The 17,342-nt window shown below is 68.0% G+C and carries 16 protein-coding genes; 6 read left to right on the forward strand and 10 right to left on the reverse strand.

Annotation, left to right across the window (positions count from 1 at the left end):
• Positions 1 to 40: 40 nt before the first annotated feature.
• The 9 genes from NXI30_10675 to NXI30_10715 form a co-directional block, all read right to left on the reverse strand.
• Positions 41 to 1,261: a cysteine desulfurase gene (locus NXI30_10675; GenBank protein ID MCR9094668.1), complete on the reverse strand. Its 1,221-nt coding sequence runs from the start codon at positions 1,259 to 1,261 to the stop codon at positions 41 to 43.
• Positions 1,258 to 2,619 (reverse strand): Fe-S cluster assembly protein SufD, encoded by a 1,362-nt coding sequence (sufD, locus tag NXI30_10680; protein ID MCR9094669.1) that lies wholly within the window; start codon positions 2,617 to 2,619, stop codon positions 1,258 to 1,260. The genes NXI30_10675 and sufD overlap by 4 nt, the downstream gene beginning before the upstream one ends.
• Positions 2,619 to 3,395 carry a Fe-S cluster assembly ATPase SufC gene (gene sufC, locus NXI30_10685; protein ID MCR9094670.1) on the reverse strand — a complete coding sequence of 259 codons (777 nt, stop codon included), beginning with the start codon at positions 3,393 to 3,395 and terminating at the stop codon, positions 2,619 to 2,621. Before sufC ends, sufD begins: the two co-directional genes overlap by 1 nt.
• A 93-nt stretch (positions 3,396 to 3,488) precedes the next feature.
• Positions 3,489 to 4,949 carry a Fe-S cluster assembly protein SufB gene (gene sufB / locus NXI30_10690; protein MCR9094671.1) on the reverse strand — a complete coding sequence of 487 codons (1,461 nt, stop codon included), beginning with the start codon at positions 4,947 to 4,949 and terminating at the stop codon, positions 3,489 to 3,491.
• Between the two features lie 55 nt (positions 4,950 to 5,004).
• Positions 5,005 to 5,490: an SUF system Fe-S cluster assembly regulator gene (locus tag NXI30_10695; GenBank protein ID MCR9094672.1), complete on the reverse strand. Its 486-nt coding sequence runs from the start codon at positions 5,488 to 5,490 to the stop codon at positions 5,005 to 5,007.
• A 302-nt stretch (positions 5,491 to 5,792) separates the two neighbouring features.
• The gene (locus tag NXI30_10700; GenBank protein ID MCR9094673.1) at positions 5,793 to 6,416 is read right to left on the reverse strand and encodes a helix-turn-helix domain-containing protein; all 624 of its coding nucleotides are present in this window, start codon (positions 6,414 to 6,416) and stop codon (positions 5,793 to 5,795) included.
• A gap of 152 nt (positions 6,417 to 6,568) precedes the next feature.
• The gene (locus NXI30_10705) at positions 6,569 to 7,954 is read right to left on the reverse strand and encodes a hypothetical protein (GenBank protein MCR9094674.1); all 1,386 of its coding nucleotides are present in this window, start codon (positions 7,952 to 7,954) and stop codon (positions 6,569 to 6,571) included.
• Complete coding sequence (locus NXI30_10710) at positions 7,951 to 9,117, reverse strand: long-chain fatty acid--CoA ligase (protein ID MCR9094675.1); 1,167 nt, start codon at positions 9,115 to 9,117, stop codon at positions 7,951 to 7,953. Before NXI30_10710 ends, NXI30_10705 begins: the two co-directional genes overlap by 4 nt.
• The gene (locus tag NXI30_10715) at positions 9,114 to 10,451 is read right to left on the reverse strand and encodes an aspartate aminotransferase family protein (protein ID MCR9094676.1); all 1,338 of its coding nucleotides are present in this window, start codon (positions 10,449 to 10,451) and stop codon (positions 9,114 to 9,116) included. Before NXI30_10715 ends, NXI30_10710 begins: the two co-directional genes overlap by 4 nt.
• A 170-nt stretch (positions 10,452 to 10,621) precedes the next feature.
• Between NXI30_10715 and folK the strand changes: the two genes are divergently transcribed.
• From folK to NXI30_10745, 6 genes are all read left to right on the forward strand, one after another.
• On the forward strand, positions 10,622 to 11,155 hold the full coding sequence (folK, locus tag NXI30_10720) for a 2-amino-4-hydroxy-6-hydroxymethyldihydropteridine diphosphokinase (GenBank protein ID MCR9094677.1): 534 nt from the start codon (positions 10,622 to 10,624) through the stop codon (positions 11,153 to 11,155).
• A gap of 25 nt (positions 11,156 to 11,180) precedes the next feature.
• Entirely contained in the window at positions 11,181 to 11,492 is a 312-nt protein-coding gene (locus NXI30_10725) for an MTH1187 family thiamine-binding protein (GenBank protein ID MCR9094678.1), read from the forward strand.
• A 117-nt stretch (positions 11,493 to 11,609) separates the two neighbouring features.
• On the forward strand, positions 11,610 to 12,392 hold the full coding sequence (locus NXI30_10730) for a phosphoadenylyl-sulfate reductase (protein MCR9094679.1): 783 nt from the start codon (positions 11,610 to 11,612) through the stop codon (positions 12,390 to 12,392).
• Between the two features lie 166 nt (positions 12,393 to 12,558).
• A complete protein-coding gene (locus NXI30_10735) occupies positions 12,559 to 12,891 on the forward strand; it encodes a hypothetical protein (protein MCR9094680.1) in 333 nt (110 codons plus the stop codon).
• Between the two features lie 195 nt (positions 12,892 to 13,086).
• Positions 13,087 to 15,663: an ATP-binding protein gene (locus tag NXI30_10740; protein MCR9094681.1), complete on the forward strand. Its 2,577-nt coding sequence runs from the start codon at positions 13,087 to 13,089 to the stop codon at positions 15,661 to 15,663.
• A gap of 55 nt (positions 15,664 to 15,718) precedes the next feature.
• Complete coding sequence (locus tag NXI30_10745) at positions 15,719 to 16,759, forward strand: LLM class F420-dependent oxidoreductase (GenBank protein MCR9094682.1); 1,041 nt, start codon at positions 15,719 to 15,721, stop codon at positions 16,757 to 16,759.
• Between the two features lie 46 nt (positions 16,760 to 16,805).
• Here NXI30_10745 and NXI30_10750 read toward each other — a convergent pair whose 3' ends face one another.
• The gene (locus tag NXI30_10750; protein MCR9094683.1) at positions 16,806 to 17,300 is read right to left on the reverse strand and encodes a hypothetical protein; all 495 of its coding nucleotides are present in this window, start codon (positions 17,298 to 17,300) and stop codon (positions 16,806 to 16,808) included.
• Positions 17,301 to 17,342: the final 42 nt, after the last annotated feature.

Below are 17,342 nucleotides of genomic sequence, written 5' to 3' on the forward strand. Positions count from 1 at the left end.
CCGCTTCGGCGGCTGCAGAGGCCGGGCGAAGCGCCTTCAGCTACGAAAACAGTTCCGCGGTCTTCTCGAGGGCATCGACCAGCCGATCGATGTCCTCGCGGTCGTTGTAGAACGCCAGGCTGGCGCGCGCCGTCGCCGGCACGCCCATTCGCTTCATCAGTGGCTGCGCACAGTGATGACCCGCGCGGATCGCGACGCCCTCGCCATCGAGGCAGGTTCCGATGTCGTGCGGGTGCGCGTCTTCGAGGACGAAGGACAGCACGGCGGCCTTCTCCTTGGCGCGTCCGACGATCCGCAGGCCGGGCACGGTCTCGAGCCCCTGGGTCGCGTACTCGAGCAGCTCGTGTTCGTAGGCCGCGATCGCGTCCATGCCGATTCCTTCGAGGTAGTCGATCGCGGCGCCGAAGCCGATCACGGAAGCGATGTCCGGTGTGCCCGCTTCGAATTTCTGCGGGACCGGCGCGAAGGTCGTGCCGTCGAAGGACACGATCTCGATCATGTCACCGCCACCCAGGAACGGCGGCATCGCCTCGAGCAGCGCGTGTCGTCCGTGCAGCACGCCGGCACCGCTGGGCCCGAATACCTTGTGGCCCGAGAAGGCGTAGAAATCCGCACCCAGGCCGTCGACGTCGACCGGCTGGTGGGGCACCGCCTGCGCCCCGTCGACCAGGGTCGTGATCCCGCGCTCCTTCGCGATCCGGACGAGCTCGGCGACCGGGTTGATCGTGCCGAGGGCGTTCGAGACGTGGGTGAAAGCGAGCAGCTTCGTGCGTGGGCCGAGCAGGCTGAGCAGGTGATTCACGTCGAGCACCCCGTCGTCGTCGATCTCGGCGACGCGAATCCTGGCGCCCTTGCGTTCCGCCAGCATCTGCCAGGGAACGATGTTCGCGTGGTGCTCCATCCAGGTGAGAACGATCTCGTCGCCCTCGGCGATGTTCTCTTCGCCCCAGCTCCGGGCGACCAGGTTGATCGCCTCGGTCGCGTTCCGGACGAAGACGACCTCCCGCTCGTCGCTCGCGCCGATGAAGCGCGCGACCTTGCCGCGGACCGCTTCGTAGTCGCGGGTCGCGTCGGCGGAGAGCTGGTAGACGCCGCGATGGATGTTCGCGTAGCGCGACGAATAGAAGTCGGACATCGCGTCGATGACCGCCTTCGGCTTCTGGGCGCTCGCACCGGTGTCGAGATAGGCGAGCGGCTTCCCTCGCATCTCGGTTCCCAGGATCGGGAAGTCGCGTCGGATCTTCTGGACGTCGAAGCTCATGCCGTCGACTCCCCCGCCCCGCTCTCGAGTCCGGCCAGTGCCTCTTCGAGCCGCTCCGTGACGAGCGATCGGGCCGATTCGTCGGCGATGCCGTCGACGAAGGTCTGCGCGAAGCCCCGGGTCAGGAGCAGGCGCGCCGTCGCTTCGTCGATCCCGCGAGCTCGGAGGAAGAAGAGCGCCTCCTCGTCGAGCCGGCCGATCGTCGAGCCGTGGCTCGCCTTGACGTCGTCCGCGTAGATCTCGAGCTGCGGCTTCGTATCGATCGAAGCGCCCTCCGAGAGAAGAAGGTTCGGGTTCGACTGCCGCGCATCGGTCTTCTGGGCGTCCGGTCGGACGAGCACGCGCCCGCGGAAGACGCCCGCCGCGCGATCGGTCAGCACGCCCCGGTACTCTTCGTCGCTCTCGCAATGGGCGGCCGCGTGCTCCACGGTCGTGAAGTGGTCGTGATGCGCCTGGTCTCGCCCGAGGAAGAGCCCGTACAAGCCCGCCAGGCCGCCCGGTGCGTTCATCGAGGCCTCGACCTCGCTCCGCACGAACCCCTCGGAGAGGCAGAGCACGTGCGAGGCGAATCGTGCATCGCGCTCGAGGGCCGCGCGGGTCTGCGAGATCTGCACGCGCGACGCCGACGCCGACTGGAGCTCGGCGGCGACGATCTTCGCGTCGTCGGCGACGTGGAACTCGGACACGACGCTCGTGAAGCCGGGCGCGTCGCCGAGACTCGCGCTCTCGAAGACGATCATGCCCTCGCTGCCCGTACCGGCGACGACGAGCAGGCGCGCGAAGTTCGCGGTCGGCTCGTCGGACGCTCCCGTGGCGAGCGAGAGGATGCGAAGAACGCGACCGGGTCGCGTGTTCGGCGCGAGGGTCACGACCGCAGCGTCCTCGAAGAGTCCCGCGTTCAATGCGGCGATCGCGTCCGTCTTCGGATCGACCAGGGCACCGAGCTTCGCGGCGACGACCTCGGGGATCTCGGTCGCCGCCTCTTCGAGGGAGAGGATCTGCACGCCGGCCGGGAGATCCGCACGGGACGCACTCCCGCGAACGATCCGGCCGTCGACGAAGAGCAGGTCCGCGTCGAACGCGACCACGCGCGGGTCTTCGAGGATCGCGTCTCGTGTGGTGTCGTCGAACGCGTCGGCGGGGCCGACACGATCGAAGCCGAGATCGGCGAGGCGCGTCGTGTGGGTCCCCTTCCAGCGCTCGTCGCGGCGGGTCGGGAGACCGCGCTCGTCGAAAGCGGCCAGACCGTCGCTCCGCAGGCTCGAGAGACGGGAAGCCAGCTCCGGGGAGGGGACGTCCGCAGCTCGCTCGGCGAGCCCCGCGCGGGCTCGGTTGATGGAGTCGACGAAGGCACTCATCACGCAGCACCCTCTTCCGCTACGCGCTCGATCCAGCCGTAGCCCTTCTCTTCGAGCTCGAGGGCGAGGCTCTTGTCGCCGGACTTGACGATCCGCCCGCCCGAGAGGACGTGGACGTAGTCCGGGACGATGTAGTCGAGCAGCCGCTGGTAGTGGGTGATCAGGAGCATCGCGCGGTCGGGCGAGCGCATCTGGTTGACGCCGTTGGCAACGATCCGGAGCGCGTCGATGTCGAGGCCCGAGTCCGTCTCGTCGAGGATGCAGAACGAGGGCTCGAGCAGGAGCATCTGCAGGATCTCGTTGCGCTTCTTCTCGCCGCCGGAGAAACCCTCGTTGATCGCCCGGGACATCATGTCGTCGGGCATCTCGACGAGCTTCATCTTCTCCTTGAGGAGCGTCAGGAAGTCGATCGCGTCGAGTTCGTCCTGCCCGCGGTGTTCGCGAACGGCGTTGACCGCCGTGCGCAGGAAGTAGTTGTTGGCGACGCCGGGGATCTCGACGGGGTACTGGAAGGCCAGGAAAACGCCGGCGCGCGCCCGGATCTCCGGGTCCATGTCGATCAGGTCCTCGCCCTGGAACGAGACCTCGCCCTGGGTGACCTCGTACCCGGGCTTGCCGACGAGCACGTTCGAGAGCGTGCTCTTGCCGGAACCGTTCGGGCCCATGATCGCGTGGACTTCGCCCGCGCGGAGCTCGAGGTCGATCCCTTGCAGGATCGGCGTGTCGCCGGCGTTGGCGTGGAGGTTCTTGATCGAGACGAGGGGTGCTTCGGACATCGTTCGGGTTTCCTGGGATGCGGGGGGAGGGGCGGCCGGGCCGACCCCGTCTTCGAGGCTTCCGGGGGGCGTTCCGGGTTGTTCTCGGCCGGACTAGCCGACCGCGCCCTCCAGGCTGACGGAGAGCAGGTTCTGGGCTTCGACGGCGAATTCCATCGGGAGCTCCCGCAGGACTTCCTTGCAGAAGCCGTTCACGATCATCGAGATCGCGTCCTCTTCGCTGATGCCGCGCTGGCGGCAGAAGAAGAGCTGGTCGTCGCTGATCTTCGAGGTCGTGGCTTCGTGCTCGACCGTCGCCGTGGGGTTGCTCGCTTCGAGATAAGGGAACGTGTGCGCGCCGCACTTGTCGCCCATGAGCAGCGAGTCGCACTGGCTGTAGTTCCGCGCGCCGTACGCCTTCGGGCCCATGCGCACGAGACCGCGGTAGCTCTGGTCGCCGTGCCCGGCGGAGATGCCCTTCGAGATGATCGTGCTCGAGGTGTTCTTCCCGATGTGGATCATCTTCGTGCCGGTGTCGGCCTGCTGCCGGTTGTTGGTCATGGCGACCGAATAGAACTCGCCGACGGACTCGTCGCCGATCAGCAGGCAGGACGGGTACTTCCAGGTGATCGCGGAGCCGGTCTCGACCTGGGTCCAGGAGATCTTCGACTTGTAGCCGCGGCACGCGCCGCGCTTGGTCACGAAGTTGTAGATCCCGCCCTTCCCGTCCTTGTCGCCGGGGTACCAGTTCTGGACCGTCGAGTACTTGATCTCGGCGCGATCGAGGGCGACGAGCTCGACGACGGCGGCGTGGAGCTGGTTTTCGTCGCGCTGGGGCGCGGTGCAGCCCTCGAGGTAGGAGACGTAGGCGTCGTCGTCGGCGATGAGCAGCGTCCGTTCGAACTGTCCCGTGCCCGCGGCGTTGATCCGGAAATAGGTCGACAGCTCCATCGGACAACGCACGCCCTTCGGGATGTAGGCGAAGGAGCCGTCACTGAAGACCGCCGCGTTCAGGCAGGCGAAGAAGTTGTCCGAGTAGGGAACGACGCTGCCGAGGTACTTCTTGACGAGGTCCGGGTGGTCCGCGACCGCTTCGGAGAAGGAGCAGAAGATGATCCCGTGCTTCTCGAGCTCGGCCTTGAAGGTGGTCGCGACCGAGACGCTGTCGAACACGGCATCGACGGCGATTCCGTTCAGGCGCTTCTGCTCGAGCAGCGAGATGCCGAGCTTGTCGTAGGTCTCGCGGAGCTCGGGGTCGAGATCGTCGAGGCTCTCGATCTTCTTCTGCTGCTTGGGAGCCGAGTAGTAGACGATGTCGTCGTAGTCGATCTTCGGATACGAGACCTTCGCCCACTCCGGATGGGCGTCTTCCTCTTCGAGCATCTCGCGGAAGCGGCGGAACGCCTTCAGGCGGTACTCGAGCAGCCACTCGGGCTCGTTCTTCTTCGAAGAGATCAACCGGACGACGTCCTCGGTCAGGCCGGGTGCGACGCGGTCCTCTTCGATGTCGGTGACGAAGCCGTACTTGTAGTCCTGCTTCGCGAGCTTCTCGAGTTCGGGGTTGGCACCGGCCATGGTGGAGGCTTTCCGTTCCGGGTGTTGGGGGTGGGTTCGGGGATGGAATTCGGAACTAACGTTCGAGTGGCGTCGAATCGGTTCGGGGAGATCGGTCGATCTGGAGCGTCGCGGTCGCGCTCTCTACGCCCGCGGTCTGTCCGCGAACGAGATCGGCGAGAGAGACGCCTTCGAGCGCGCGCTCGACGACGCGATTGATCTGCTGCCAGGGCTCGCGGACCACGCAGGCGCTCTCGTGGGAGCAGATCGAAGGTCCGGCCGCGCATTCGGTCAGCGCCAGGGGGCCTTCGAGGACGCGAATCATCTCGGCCACCGGGACGTCTTCGGGGTCGCGCGACAGCGCGTAGCCGCCCTTGGAGCCGCGCTGGGACGAGAGCAGTCCTTCCTTGGCGAGCGCCTTGAGGATCTTGCTCACCATCGGCACCGGCAGAGCAGACGTCGCCGCGAGCTCACGCGCGTTCTGGGGCACGGGCGACGGTTCGCTCGCGAGCTGCGCCATCAGCACGATTCCGTAGTCGGTCGTCTTGCTGAGCTTGAACAAGGGGGGCGGTCCTCCGCTCCTGAAACGGTCGGCCCGGGGTGGGTGGAGCGTCCGGGTCGATGCGCGTCTCGGGGCGCGCCGACTATAGAGGACCAAATCGGTACTGTAAATATGGGACTAAAAAAGTCCGATATCTACCCAAAGGGCTGAAATCCTTGCAAAATCTGGAATCGGCAGACCTCGGCGACGCTGGCTGAGGTCGCTGCACCTCGCGTCCGCCGAAACGCTCCCCAGGAGCCCTCAGCGGTCCTTCGCCGCCGACGAAGGACAGCGCGCTCGGCGCGCGTTCCGAAAAAGCGCGCCTAGGAAAGGCCCCGCCCGAGGCGCGCCGCGAGATCGCCCGGAGGCGACACGATCAGCGTCACCCGCGCGGTGCTGACGAGCTCGGCGCCGGGCTCGATCCGGCCCCCTTCGACCTCGATGCAATCGCCGGCGTCCATTCGCACGCTGCGGTCCCCGGTCCGGAGATCCACGGCACCGTCCTCGACGAGCACGATCGCGCGCTGCTGCGGCGCGAGGTCGAGGGTCGGCAGGGCGCGCTCGCGCGAGAGGTCGAGCTTCCAGACGCCGAACGCCGGGCGGGCCTCGGGAGACGTCGGCCTAACATCCTGTGGCGGGAGCGTCGGTGGACCGCCGGCCATCGCGCCGTTCTCGGATCGGCCGTTCGGGAGCGTCTCCTGCACGTTCTCGGCCGTTTCGTCTTCGAACCGATCTCGGATCAATTCCTCGGGCCTGCAACCGAGACCCTTCGCGATCTTCAGCAGCACCGAGACCGTCGGCACCATCTGGCGCGCTTCGACCTTGTGGATCGTGCTCGCAGCGACACCGCTTCGTGTCGCGAGCTGCTGGAGAGTCAGGCCGTCGGCGGATCGACAGGTCCTGATCTGGTTCGCCATGTCCGCGAGTGCGCGGCTGGTATCGAACATCTGAAGTCTCCTGTCCCGCAGCTCGCCCAAGCTGCCGGGAAGGGGTGTCGCACGTGACCGGTCCGACACCGCCCATCGTAGGCAGTAAATGCGCACGAAAGCGGACAATACGTTGGACTCGAAGAGCTTCAGAGTCTAAATCTGAGTGGCCGTCAGTCGACATCTTCCATAGGCGGGCCGAAGTCGCTTCCGGCGAAGCGGGCGAGGGGAAGGAGCAGCGGGAGGCCGTCGTGAGGCCAATCGATCGGAGGCGTCTGGAGCCGACCCGGTTTTGTTAAGCGGGATACACCCAGGGCCGACCATTCGATCGGAACGGTGGCGCCTGTCGAACGCGCGTCGGTAGGTGCGAGGCCGAGAGTCTCTTCCGAGCGGTTGCCGATTGAAGTGACTTCATCTTCACGATCTTCACGAAAACCTGCGACACAGACGTTCGAGAGATGGCCGGAGAAGGGCTCCAGAGCCCGAAACAGCACATCCTTGGATTCGACCGGGCAAAGTCGCAGGAAACGGCCGAGCGGCGCCGGTCGCGGTCGCGCGTCGGTTTCCAGCACGATCGTGTGCTGTTCGCCTTCGAATAACATTCCGGCGCCCGCCGCCGCGCGCATGCGTGCTTCGCTTCGCTCGTGTGCGATCGAGACGGAGGTCTCCAATTCGAGGTCGCCGCGAGGGAGCGCTACCGACACGCGTGCGAGGGCGGCGTCGAGATCGGCGGCGAACCGCCCTGCCGCATCGGTCGGCCAGCCGACCAGGTAGACGACGACGGGCGAAAGACAGCCCGACTGATCCCAGCGCGCGACATCGAGGGCGAGGTCGGACGCCACGTCGGGGTAGGCGGATTCCGGGAGCTCCGGTCCGAGGACGCCGATCGAGAACCGATGGCCGTAGCCGAGGAACCGCTGGGTGGGCGAAAGCCGGCTGGAGATCGCGGCGAGCGTCTCGTCGGAGCCGGTCGCGACGACACAAGGCGCCGAGAGCGCTGCGTCGAGGGCCATCGAATCGTCCGACGGAAACGCGATCGGCTCGAAGGCGGCCGCGAGTCCGTCGTCCCGCTCGGCCAGCGACCGCGCCAGCAGCCGGGCGGTGACCGGGTCCTTCGAGGTCTCGCGGAGCAGCACGGGGGAGCCCAGGACCAGCGGGATCAGGGACGAGAGGAGCGTCGGCATCGGAAGGGCGCCTCCGGCGATCACCGTCGTCCACTCGAAGGGCACGAGGGCTCGGCGCCCGTCGATCCGAGCGCCGTCGATCTCACGGGCCGCACAGGCGGCGAAATCGGCAGGCCGCCAGGCCCGCAACGCGCTCTCGAGTCCCTCGGCGATCGTCGGTCCGGTGAAGGGCGTCGCCTCGGTGAGGCCCGCGGCGAGCGCTCGTCGCCAGGGCGAATCGGGCTTCGTCCAGTCCTCCAGAACGGTCGCGACGGCGGCGAGCCGCTCCTCGATGGGGCGTTGGGCGAGGGCCGCCCCGGCGACCCGCAGTCGTCCCTCGGCCGCGCGCACCCGCTCTGCGCCCTCGTCGGGCCAGTCGATCTCGAGTCGACTCACGGCGAAGACACCTCGCCCGCCGCTTCGAGCATCACGTCCGTCGCGATCGAGCAGCCCCGTGCCTCGGCGCCCTCCTCCCGGCCGAGTACGTCGAAGCCGATCAGGTCTCCAGCCTCGTCTCGGATCGCACGGCCGAGATCCGCCGTCTGGATCGCGGCGACGCTGCCGGTATTCGCCAGGTCGTGGATCACGATCATGCCGACTTCGCCCGTCGCGACGTCGCGCCCGCTCTCCGGATCGACGAAACGGACGCGCGTCCAGGGTGGCGCTTCCTTGCGGCGGGGTCCGTCGGGATCGACGAGGGTCGAGTCGTAGAACTGACTACCGAGCTCGGTCATCCCGTACTGGTTGACGACCGAGCGCTCGTCGAGGCCGAAGAGCCCGGCGATCTGGTGACGCAGCACGTCACGGGGCACGGTTCGGCTGCGTCCCTTGAAGCCGCCGGTCTCCATGACCCGCGAGCCAGGGGGCAGCCGCCAGCGATCGCGGTCCGCCGCCAGCGGTTCGTCGAGCAGGTGCACGAAAGCGAAGCTCGTCCCCGCGACCACGAGGGGGCGGTCTTCGCGCCGCGCGCGTTCCGCGGCGGCCTGGAGGGAAGCGAGGTCGAGACGACCCTCGTGCAGGTCGTAGCCGCTCTCCGGCCCGCCTTCGGCGCGGCGAAGCGTTTCGAACATGTGGGTGAGCGACGAGTCCGGCGCCTCTGCAGGACTCGGTGCGAGGAAACGCATTTCGGGGGCCGCGCCCTGGAGGTCGTGCAGGAAGGAGCGGCGCAGGCTCGCGAGGAGCGAGGCCTCGTAGAGCGCGAGCGAGTCGAGGTGGAGCTCCCCCCTCCGATCGACGCTCGTCCCGCTCGTCCGAAAGATCTTCACGGTCTCCGCCTCCGGGAAGCAGCGGAGCGGGAACTCCTTGAAGGCGCCGGTCGGGACGGGGGGGATGTCCTCGACGCGTTTCACTGCGTCGGGGGTGCGGTCGAGCGAGTCACACAGACGTGCGTAGGGCGGGCAGGCTTCGAACTGGAATCGGAAGAGCGAGAGGGCGAGGCGCTCGAAACGGGCGAGATCGAGCGGAGGCGTCGATTCCGCCATCCACTCGAGGAGCTCGCGTTCGATCTCGCCGCGCGCCGCGCGATCGGGATTCGCGGAGTCGCCCACGAACGCGCTCACGAAGTCGCTCCCGACGTGAGCACGTCGACGATCGCGTCGCACGCGAGATGGATCGCTTCGCGGTCGATCACGAGGGGCGGCGTGAGCGAGAGCACGCGGCCTCCGTCTCCGGAGGGCAGCAGGACGAAGCCGCGCTCGAGGAGCCGGGTCGTGGCGTCGAGGGAGATCTCGGGGCGCACGCATTCGATGCCGATCATGAGGCCCCGCCCACGGACTTCGACCACGGCGTCGACCTGGGCCAGATCGACGCGCAGCCGATCGAGGATCTCCTGCCCGAGCTTCGCGGCGCGGTTGGGGAGGTCGAGTCGCGCGGACAGGTCGAGGGAGGCGACGGCCGCGGCGCAGCTGGCGGGATGGCCGAGGAAGGTCTGTGTATGGAGTGCTTCGCCGTCCGAGCGTGGCCAGGCGTCGAAGATCCCGACGAGACCGAGGCAGGCCGAGAGCGGCATGCCGGACGCGAGTCCCTTTCCGACGCAGAGCAGGTCGGGCACGACGCCCTCGTGGTCGCAGGCGAAGACGCGGCCGGTCCGGCCGAGCCCGGTGTAGATCTCGTCGGCGATCAGCAACCAGCCTGCTTCGTCGCAGATCTCGCGCAGGCCGCGCAGGAAGCCCTCGGTGGGAACGCGCTCGCCGCCGCGTCCCTGGAGCGGTTCGACGATCACCGCGCCGATCTCCTCGCGCGCTTCGTTCGCGACGCGACGGACCGACTCGAGATCGTCGTAGGGAACGAAGCGGGTCGCTCGGGGGAGGCGCGCCTCGAAGGGCTCGCGGAAGTCGGCGCGCCAGGTCGCGTCGAGCGCGCCGAACGAAAGGCCGTGATAGGCGCCTTCGAAAGCGAGCAGGCCCGCGCGGCCGGTCGCGAGCATCGCCGTCTTGATCGCGGTCTCGACCGCGTCCGACCCCGACGACGAGAGCACCGTTCGTACGGCGGGTGCTTCCGCCGAACCCCCTCGCGGATAGAGCTTCGTCAGCTTCTCGAGGAGCTCGACCTTCACCCGCGGCGGATGTACGTCGCCCATTCCATGGAGGAGGGTCGTGGCCTGGGACGCGATCGCCCGGGCGACTTCCGGGTGGGCGTGCCCGACGTTGGCGACCCCGAAGGCGGCGGTGAGGTCGATGAAGCGGTTGCCGTCGACGTCCCAGAGCTGGGCGCCCTGGGCGCGCTCCCAGAAGATCGGGACCGGGTCGAGGGCGGTCACGTTGCGACTCTCGACCCGGGCCAGCCGCTCGGCGAGGTCACGCGACGCGGGTCCCGGCACCGCGGTCCGGAGGGACGGCGGAAGCGTCACCGGCACGTCGGCCTGCTCGTCGCTTTCGGAGCGCGGGGCGGTCATCGGGATCGGATCCTCGTTCGGGCGCCGCGTCGCGGACGAAGGTCGCGCGGCTCTGGGCCGGAACGGCCAGGGGGGAGGGCGCGGAGAATAGGGAACGCGGCCTATTCTCGGGGCGCGGGATCGGGATACCCCGCCGTGGGCGGGCTCGGCGCCGCCCCGGAGGAGCGAGCATGCGAGCGGGCGGAGAACGGGTCTACGTGGCCCTGGGCGCGAATCTCGGCGATAGGGAAGCGACCTTCTCGGCGGCGATCGCCGCCCTCGAGCGCGAGCCGGATCTGCGTCTGGTGGCGGCTTCGGGCGTGTATGAGACGCCTCCGCTCGGCCCGCCCGGGCAGGCGCCCTACCTGAACGCCGTCGTGGCGCTCCATGCGTGGCTCTCGCCGATCGCGCTGCTGGAGCGCCTGCAGGCGATCGAGGCCGCGCTCGGCCGGATCCGCGGGCCGGAGGCCGTTCGCTGGGGCCCCCGCGCCCTCGATCTCGATCTCCTCTTCTTCGGGGATCGGTGCGTCTCGCTGCCCGCGCTCGAGGTGCCCCATCCGCGGCTCCACGAGCGCGCCTTCGTGCTGGTCCCCCTGGCCGACGTCGCGCCGGCGCTGGTCCACCCGGTCCGGGGCGGGAGCGTGGAAGCCATGTTGGCGGCGCAGGCCCGCATCGAGGAGATCCTGCCCCGTCCGCGACCCGATGGCTGGCCGGGCGCGCGCTGACCGCTGGCGGACGTATGCTCCGCCCATGGCGATTGCAGCAGTCAGCATCTCTCCGATGGGCGTGGGCCTCTCGGTCTCCGAATACGTCGCGGCGGCGGTCGCCGTCCTCGAGGCCCAGGATCGCGTGACCTGGCAGCTCGACTCGATGTTCACCACGCTCGAGGGCGAGCCGGACGCGCTCTTCGAGGTGATCCGGGCGATGCAGGAGGCGGTCTTCGCGGCCGGCGCCGAAAGGGTGGGGACGGTGATCAAGATGGACGACCGGCGTGATCGGCCCGCGACCATGGCGGAGAAAGTCGCCTCGGTGGAGGCGCGGCTCGCCAGCCGAGACGAATAAACACATCTCCGTAGTCGGGAAATTGCTGCGGCCATCCGACTGAGGTACTCAGGAATTCGCGCCCGGCGGACGAAACGGCCGGAAGATCCCTTTTGACCGTTCGTGCCGGAGATCCCCGTGACTCTGCAATCGCTCGATGCGCTCGCCGGAAAGCCGTTCAAGGACGAGGTCCTGGGTCTGGTGGAGCAAGACGCCATGGAAGAACGCAGCGCGAGCGAAATTCTGACTTGGGCAGTCGAGAATTTCCATCCGCGACTGACGATCTCTGCTTCGTTCGGCGCGCCCGAAGGCATGGCGCTGATCGACATGCTCCACAAAGTCGATCCGACGACCCGGGTCTTCGTGCTCGATACCGGGCGCCTCCACCCGGCGACCTACGACCTGATCGACCGGGTTCGCGACCGCTACGACAAGAACGTCGAGGTCGTGTTTCCGAATGCCGAAGAAGTCCAGGACATGGTCCGCGACGCCGGCATGAACCTCTTCTACGCATCCCACGAGGACCGGAAGCGCTGCTGCCGGATTCGCAAGGTCCTGCCGATGCGCCGCCACCTCACGAACTTCGACGCCTACGTGACGGGGCTGCGCCGGGACCAGAACGCGAATCGCGCGAATGCGCGGAAGGTCGAGATCGACTCTGCGAACGGGGATCTGGTCAAGATCAACCCTCTCGCCGACTGGACCCACGAGCAGGTGATGGACTACGTCACCGACCACGCGGTCCCGATCAATCGCCTGCACCAGCAGAACTTCCCGTCGATCGGTTGCGAACCCTGCACCCGATCCGTCGCCCCGGGCGCGGATCCGCGTTCCGGGCGCTGGTGGTGGGAGAGCGACGACACCAAGGAATGCGGTCTCCACCTGGCCGATACCGAGGAGTCCGGCGGCTCGGGCATCTGATCCGAAGCCTTCGGCGGCCCCGCTTCGCATTCGGGGACTTGCGGCCGCTCCTGCGCGCTCGAGAGGGGGGCGGCGCTCAAGCCGTGGGCCGTATGCGCCGATCCTTCTCCCGACGATCGAGTCCGGGTTCCAGTGCGCCCTGGATCGGCCTCGGGGAGACGGATCGATGGCCAGTGAAGACGTGCGGCGAATGCGCCCGATCGATGTCCTGGGTGGGCTCTGCCTGGTCGCGACGATCCTGCTCACCTCCTGGGTGGACGTGTCTCGCGCCGAGGACGCCGATGAGGCGAGGATGAGCGTCGACCCCGCCCTCGTCGCTCCGGCCGTGCCGCCTGCCGAGGCCCCCTCGAAGGCGCCCGCACAGGCGCAGCCGACCCTCGTCCAGCTCAACACGCGCGGGTACAACTACGGCCCGCCGCCCGGCGAGATCGATCGTGCGGCGATGGGCTACGAGACCGGCGCCCCGCCGGCCGCGCCGACACCCACCCCCGCGCGCTGAGTCCCGCCGACCCGGCCCGCCCGCCCGGACTGCTAGGATTCCGGCGCTTCTGAGTGGCCGGCGATCCGGTCGTCCCCGATGGACGGCCGACCGCGAGACGGCGGCTCGATCGCGTATCCCGCTGCCGCGCCGAGCGGGGCCTCGCGTCGTGGCCGCCCCACGCGGCGTCGCGCCCTGCCTGTGAGGCCCGGCCCGATGGATCCCGACACGACGCGGCGCACACGACAGGTCACCGGCACCCTCGCCGCGATCTGGGCGATGCTCGCCATCGGCCTGTCGATCTTCTCGCTGATCTCGCCGCGACCCGGTCCGCAGCTGCCGGTGCGGACTTCGATCATCGCCGGCGTCGCCATCGTGCACGCCATGAGCGACGCGGCCGCGGCGGCCGGCGTCGAGGAGAACGACCAGCTCCTCTCCGTCGATGGGGTGCCCGCGATCCAGGCCATCTGGGAGCCCGCCCTCGAGACCGGCGTCGTCGACACCTATCGCCTGCTGAAGCCGGATGGTTCGATCCTGACGGCCTCGCTCCTGCCCGTGCGCGCGGGAGAGGTCGAGAAGACCGGTGACGTGTTGCTCCACCTCGGGCTCCTGCTGGTGAGCTCGCTCTATCTCGTCGTGGCGCTCACGGTCTGGTGGACGCGGCAGGCGAGCCGCGAGTCCTGGGCGCTGTTGCTCTACTGCTCGGTGATGTCGGTGCTGCTCTCGTCGGCGATTCGTGTCGACATCATCCCCTGGGCGCCCACCCGGGTCCTCGCGACGTTGCCCTTCCTGGGCGCGACCACCTTCCATCTCTTCACGACCTACCCGATCGAGCCTTCGTGGATCGTGAAGCGTCGCCGTATCCGGTTGATCCCCTACCTGATCGCCGGTTCGATCTTCTTCACGGTCCTCACCCAGTCCGCCATGGGGATTCCGCCGAGCTGGGTCGCCACCGCCGCCTTCGTCTTCGGGATCGGAACGAGTGTCGGCTCGATCGCGATCCTCGCGGCCGGTCGCTCCGAGGCCCGCCAGGCAGGCATCGGCGATCGCGCGGACCTGATGCTGTTGGCCGGCCTCGTCAGCCTGCTGCCCGCGCTCCTCGCGCTGATCGCGGAGTGGGTCGTGCCGACGGCGCTCCCCTGGTACGTGGCCCTCCTCTGGGTGGGCTTCTTCCCCGTCGCCGTCGGCTACGGGATGATCCGCCGCCAGCTCTTCGAGTTCCGCCTCGCGGCGAAGTCGAGCGCCGCCTACGGCGCCGCTTCGCTCGCGATCACCGGCGTCTTCGCCTTCATCATCACCTTCGCCGACGAAGTCGTCGAGCAGTACGGCGTGGACGAACGGAACGTGCAGGTCGTCCTGCTCTTCCTGGCGATCCTCGCGTTCAACCCCCTGCGCGAACGCATGCAGGGCCTCGTCGACAACTTCTTCGACCGCGACCGATCCCAGTACCGGCGCGCGGTCCGCGAGATCTCGGAGGCGATGGTCTCCATGTTGTCGATGAACGAGATCGGCGACCGGATCCTGGCGGCGCTGACGGATACGATGGGCGTCTCGCGCGCGATGGTGCTGCTCTTCGACGACGGCGATCGTGTGCTGCGCGCCTCGGCCTGGCGCGGCGACTGGGACCAGGAAGACATCGACACCGAGATCCCTTCGGACCACCCGATCTGGAAGCATCTCTGGATGCGTCGGGAGGAGCTCGCGCGCCAGGATTTCGACGACGACCCGGATCCCGAGAAGCGCGAGAGCTGCTGGGACATCTACGACACGCTCGAGGTCGAGCTGCTGGTTCCCATCCTCTTCGGGGTCGACCTGCTCGGCGTGATCGCCGTCGGCCGAAAGCTCTCCGGCGAGCGGCTCGCGACCGACGATCGCCAGCTCCTGCGCACGCTCGCGAACCAGAGCTCGATCGCGATCGAGAACGCGAAGGCCTTCGACGAGATCGCGAAGCTGAACGAGAGCCTCGAGATGCGCGTCGAGGAACGCACGCGCGAGCTCCAGGACACGCAGAACCAGCTCATGCAGAGCGAGAAGCTGAAGAGCCTCGGGCAGCTCGTCGCCGGCGTCGCCCACGAGCTCAACAACCCGATCGGCTTCGTCCACGCGAACCTGCAGCTGATCGACGAGTTCGTGGACCGGGCAGCGACCGCCCGGGATGCCGGACGTGGCGAGGAAGCCGATCGGCACCGCGAGGCGATCAAGAAGCTCCTCGCCCGAAGCCGCGAGGGGACCGAGCGCGTCAAGCAGATCGTGATGGACCTGCGCACGTTCTCACGGATGGATCAGGCGGACCTGCAGACGGCGCAGCTCACCGACGAGATCGACCGCACCCTCGCCCTCATGGAGCCGCAGTTCAAGGGATCGATCGAGGTGGTCAAGGACTATCAGCCGATCCCGGAGGTGCGCTGCTTCCCGGGTCAGCTGAACCAGGTCTTCCTGAACCTGCTGATGAACGCGTGCGACGTACTCGAAGACGGCGGCACGATCACGATCCGCACGCGTCCGACGACCGAGGGCGTGCGGCTGCGCTTCGAGGACACCGGGCCCGGCATCCCGCCCGACGTCGCCTCACGAATCTTCGACCCCTTCTTCACGACGAAGGAGGTCGGGAAGGGTACGGGGCTCGGCCTCTCGCTCTCCCACGGCATCATCGAGCGACACGGCGGACGCATCCAGATCCTCTCCGCGCCCGGCGAGGGTGCGGTCTTCGAGATCGACCTTCCGCTCGAAGCTCCGGAGATCGAGGGCGCAGGTGAAGAAGAGGGAACTGCGAGTCCAGCGCGAGCGATGTGACGGCGGCCGGGTCGGGGCGTAGAATCGAGCGCCCCAAGTACCAGGAGGCTCTCCCATGAAGCTCGGACTCGTCGCCGGCTATTCCCCCGCCACCATGAGCGTCCCGATGGACCTGATCAAGGAAGCCGAGAGCCTCGGCTTCACGTCGGTCTGGACCGCGGAAGCCTGGGGCTCCGATGCGGCGACGCCCGCGGCCTGGATCCTCGCGTTGACCGAGAAGATCAACGTCGGCACCGCGATCATGCAGATGCCCGGTCGCACCCCGGCCATGACGGCCATGACGGCGATGACCCTCTACGCCATGTCCGGCGGACGCTTCATCCTCGGTCTCGGGCCCTCGGGTCCGCAGGTCGTCGAGGGCTGGCACGGCGTGCCCTACGGTCGGCCGTTGACCCGCACGAAGGAATACATCTCGATCATCCGCACGATCCTCGAGCGCAAGGAGAAGCTCGAGCACCAGGGCTACCACTATCAGATTCCGTACACCGGCGAAGGCGCTTCGGGTCTCGGCAAGCCGCTCAAGAGCATCCTGCACGGCGATCCGAGCCTGAAGATCTACACCGCCTCGATCTCGCCCAACGGAATGAAGTGCGCCGGCGAAGCGTCCGACGGCGTCTTCCCCGTCTGGATGAACCCCGAGCGCTACGACATCTTCGAGGAGTCGCTGAACGAAGGCTTCGCCGCGGCGGGCGGGGGCAAGTCCCTCGACGACTTCGAGATCGCGCCGTTCTGCACGACGATCCTGAACGACGACCTCGAGAAGGCCCGCATGCCCGTCAAGGCGAACCTCGCGCTGTACATCGGCGGCATGGGCGCGCGCGACAAGAACTTCTACAACGACTACTGCAAGCGCCTCGGCTATCCGGATGCCGCGAAGGAGATCCAGGACCTCTTCCTCGACGGCAAGAAGGCCGAGGCGGCAGCGGCCGTTCCCGATCAACTCGTCGACGACGTCGCCCTCGTCGGCTCGGCGGACCGCATCCGCGATCGCCTGCAGGCCTGGAAGGCCGCGGGCGAGAAGCGCCACGTGGGCTCGCTGCTCGCAGGAACCCAGAGCGTCGAAGCGCTCCGGGTTCTCGCCGAGGAAGTGCTCTAGGGCTCGGGAACCCGGTCCGTCCGAATCACGTCGAGGCCGGCGCGTTCTATGCGTCGGCCTCGCAGTGTTTCTGGACCTGGCGCAGGGTCGCGTCGACGTACTCGATCACGAGCTTCTGCACTTCGAGTCGGGGGATGACCTCGCCGATCACGGCGATCGAATTGGTCGCGACGACCTTCATGCCGACGCGCGTACGCGGACCGGTTTCGTCGCCGTCGTCGTGCAGCGTCAGCGTCTGGTCGAAGTGCAACGACCCGATGGTGATACGGCTCATCAATCGATCGTGACCGTCGGCGCGCATCACCTCGTCCTGCATCACGAGCGGAACGCGGTCGAGCTTGAAGCGCCACTGCGTCGTGCGCAGCGCGTTCTTCGTACTCGACGCTCGCGAACGATCCGTCGACTTCTTCGAGGCACGGGAGAGCTCGACGACGCCGAGGATCCGCTCGTCCCAGATCTCTCGTTCCCGTGGATCGACGAGGGCGTGCCAGACTCGTTCTCGAGGTGCGCCAATCGCGGCTGAGAGCGCAACGGTGATCAATGCGTGCGTCGCTCCTCGCCGAAATCATGCGGGCTCGACCCG

The organism is bacterium (assembly GCA_024742285.1).
In the GTDB taxonomy this organism is placed as follows: Bacteria; Myxococcota_A; UBA9160; order UBA9160; family UBA4427; genus UBA4427.

What these genes read in the sequence shown, in the direction of transcription:
- NXI30_10675 (MCR9094668.1), bottom strand. Translation starts at nt 1,261, where the DNA reads ATGAGCTTCGACGTCCAGAAGATCCGACGCGACTTCCCGATCCTGGGA.
- sufD (MCR9094669.1), bottom strand. Translation starts at nt 2,619, where the DNA reads ATGAGTGCCTTCGTCGACTCCATCAACCGAGCCCGCGCGGGGCTCGCC.
- sufC (MCR9094670.1), bottom strand. Translation starts at nt 3,395, where the DNA reads ATGTCCGAAGCACCCCTCGTCTCGATCAAGAACCTCCACGCCAACGCC.
- sufB (MCR9094671.1), bottom strand. Translation starts at nt 4,949, where the DNA reads ATGGCCGGTGCCAACCCCGAACTCGAGAAGCTCGCGAAGCAGGACTAC.
- NXI30_10700 (MCR9094673.1), bottom strand. Translation starts at nt 6,416, where the DNA reads ATGTTCGATACCAGCCGCGCACTCGCGGACATGGCGAACCAGATCAGG.
- NXI30_10715 (MCR9094676.1), bottom strand. Translation starts at nt 10,451, where the DNA reads ATGACCGCCCCGCGCTCCGAAAGCGACGAGCAGGCCGACGTGCCGGTG.
- folK (MCR9094677.1), top strand. Translation starts at nt 10,622, where the DNA reads ATGCGAGCGGGCGGAGAACGGGTCTACGTGGCCCTGGGCGCGAATCTC.
- NXI30_10725 (MCR9094678.1), top strand. Translation starts at nt 11,181, where the DNA reads ATGGCGATTGCAGCAGTCAGCATCTCTCCGATGGGCGTGGGCCTCTCG.
- NXI30_10735 (MCR9094680.1), top strand. Translation starts at nt 12,559, where the DNA reads ATGGCCAGTGAAGACGTGCGGCGAATGCGCCCGATCGATGTCCTGGGT.
- NXI30_10740 (MCR9094681.1), top strand. Translation starts at nt 13,087, where the DNA reads ATGGATCCCGACACGACGCGGCGCACACGACAGGTCACCGGCACCCTC.
- NXI30_10745 (MCR9094682.1), top strand. Translation starts at nt 15,719, where the DNA reads ATGAAGCTCGGACTCGTCGCCGGCTATTCCCCCGCCACCATGAGCGTC.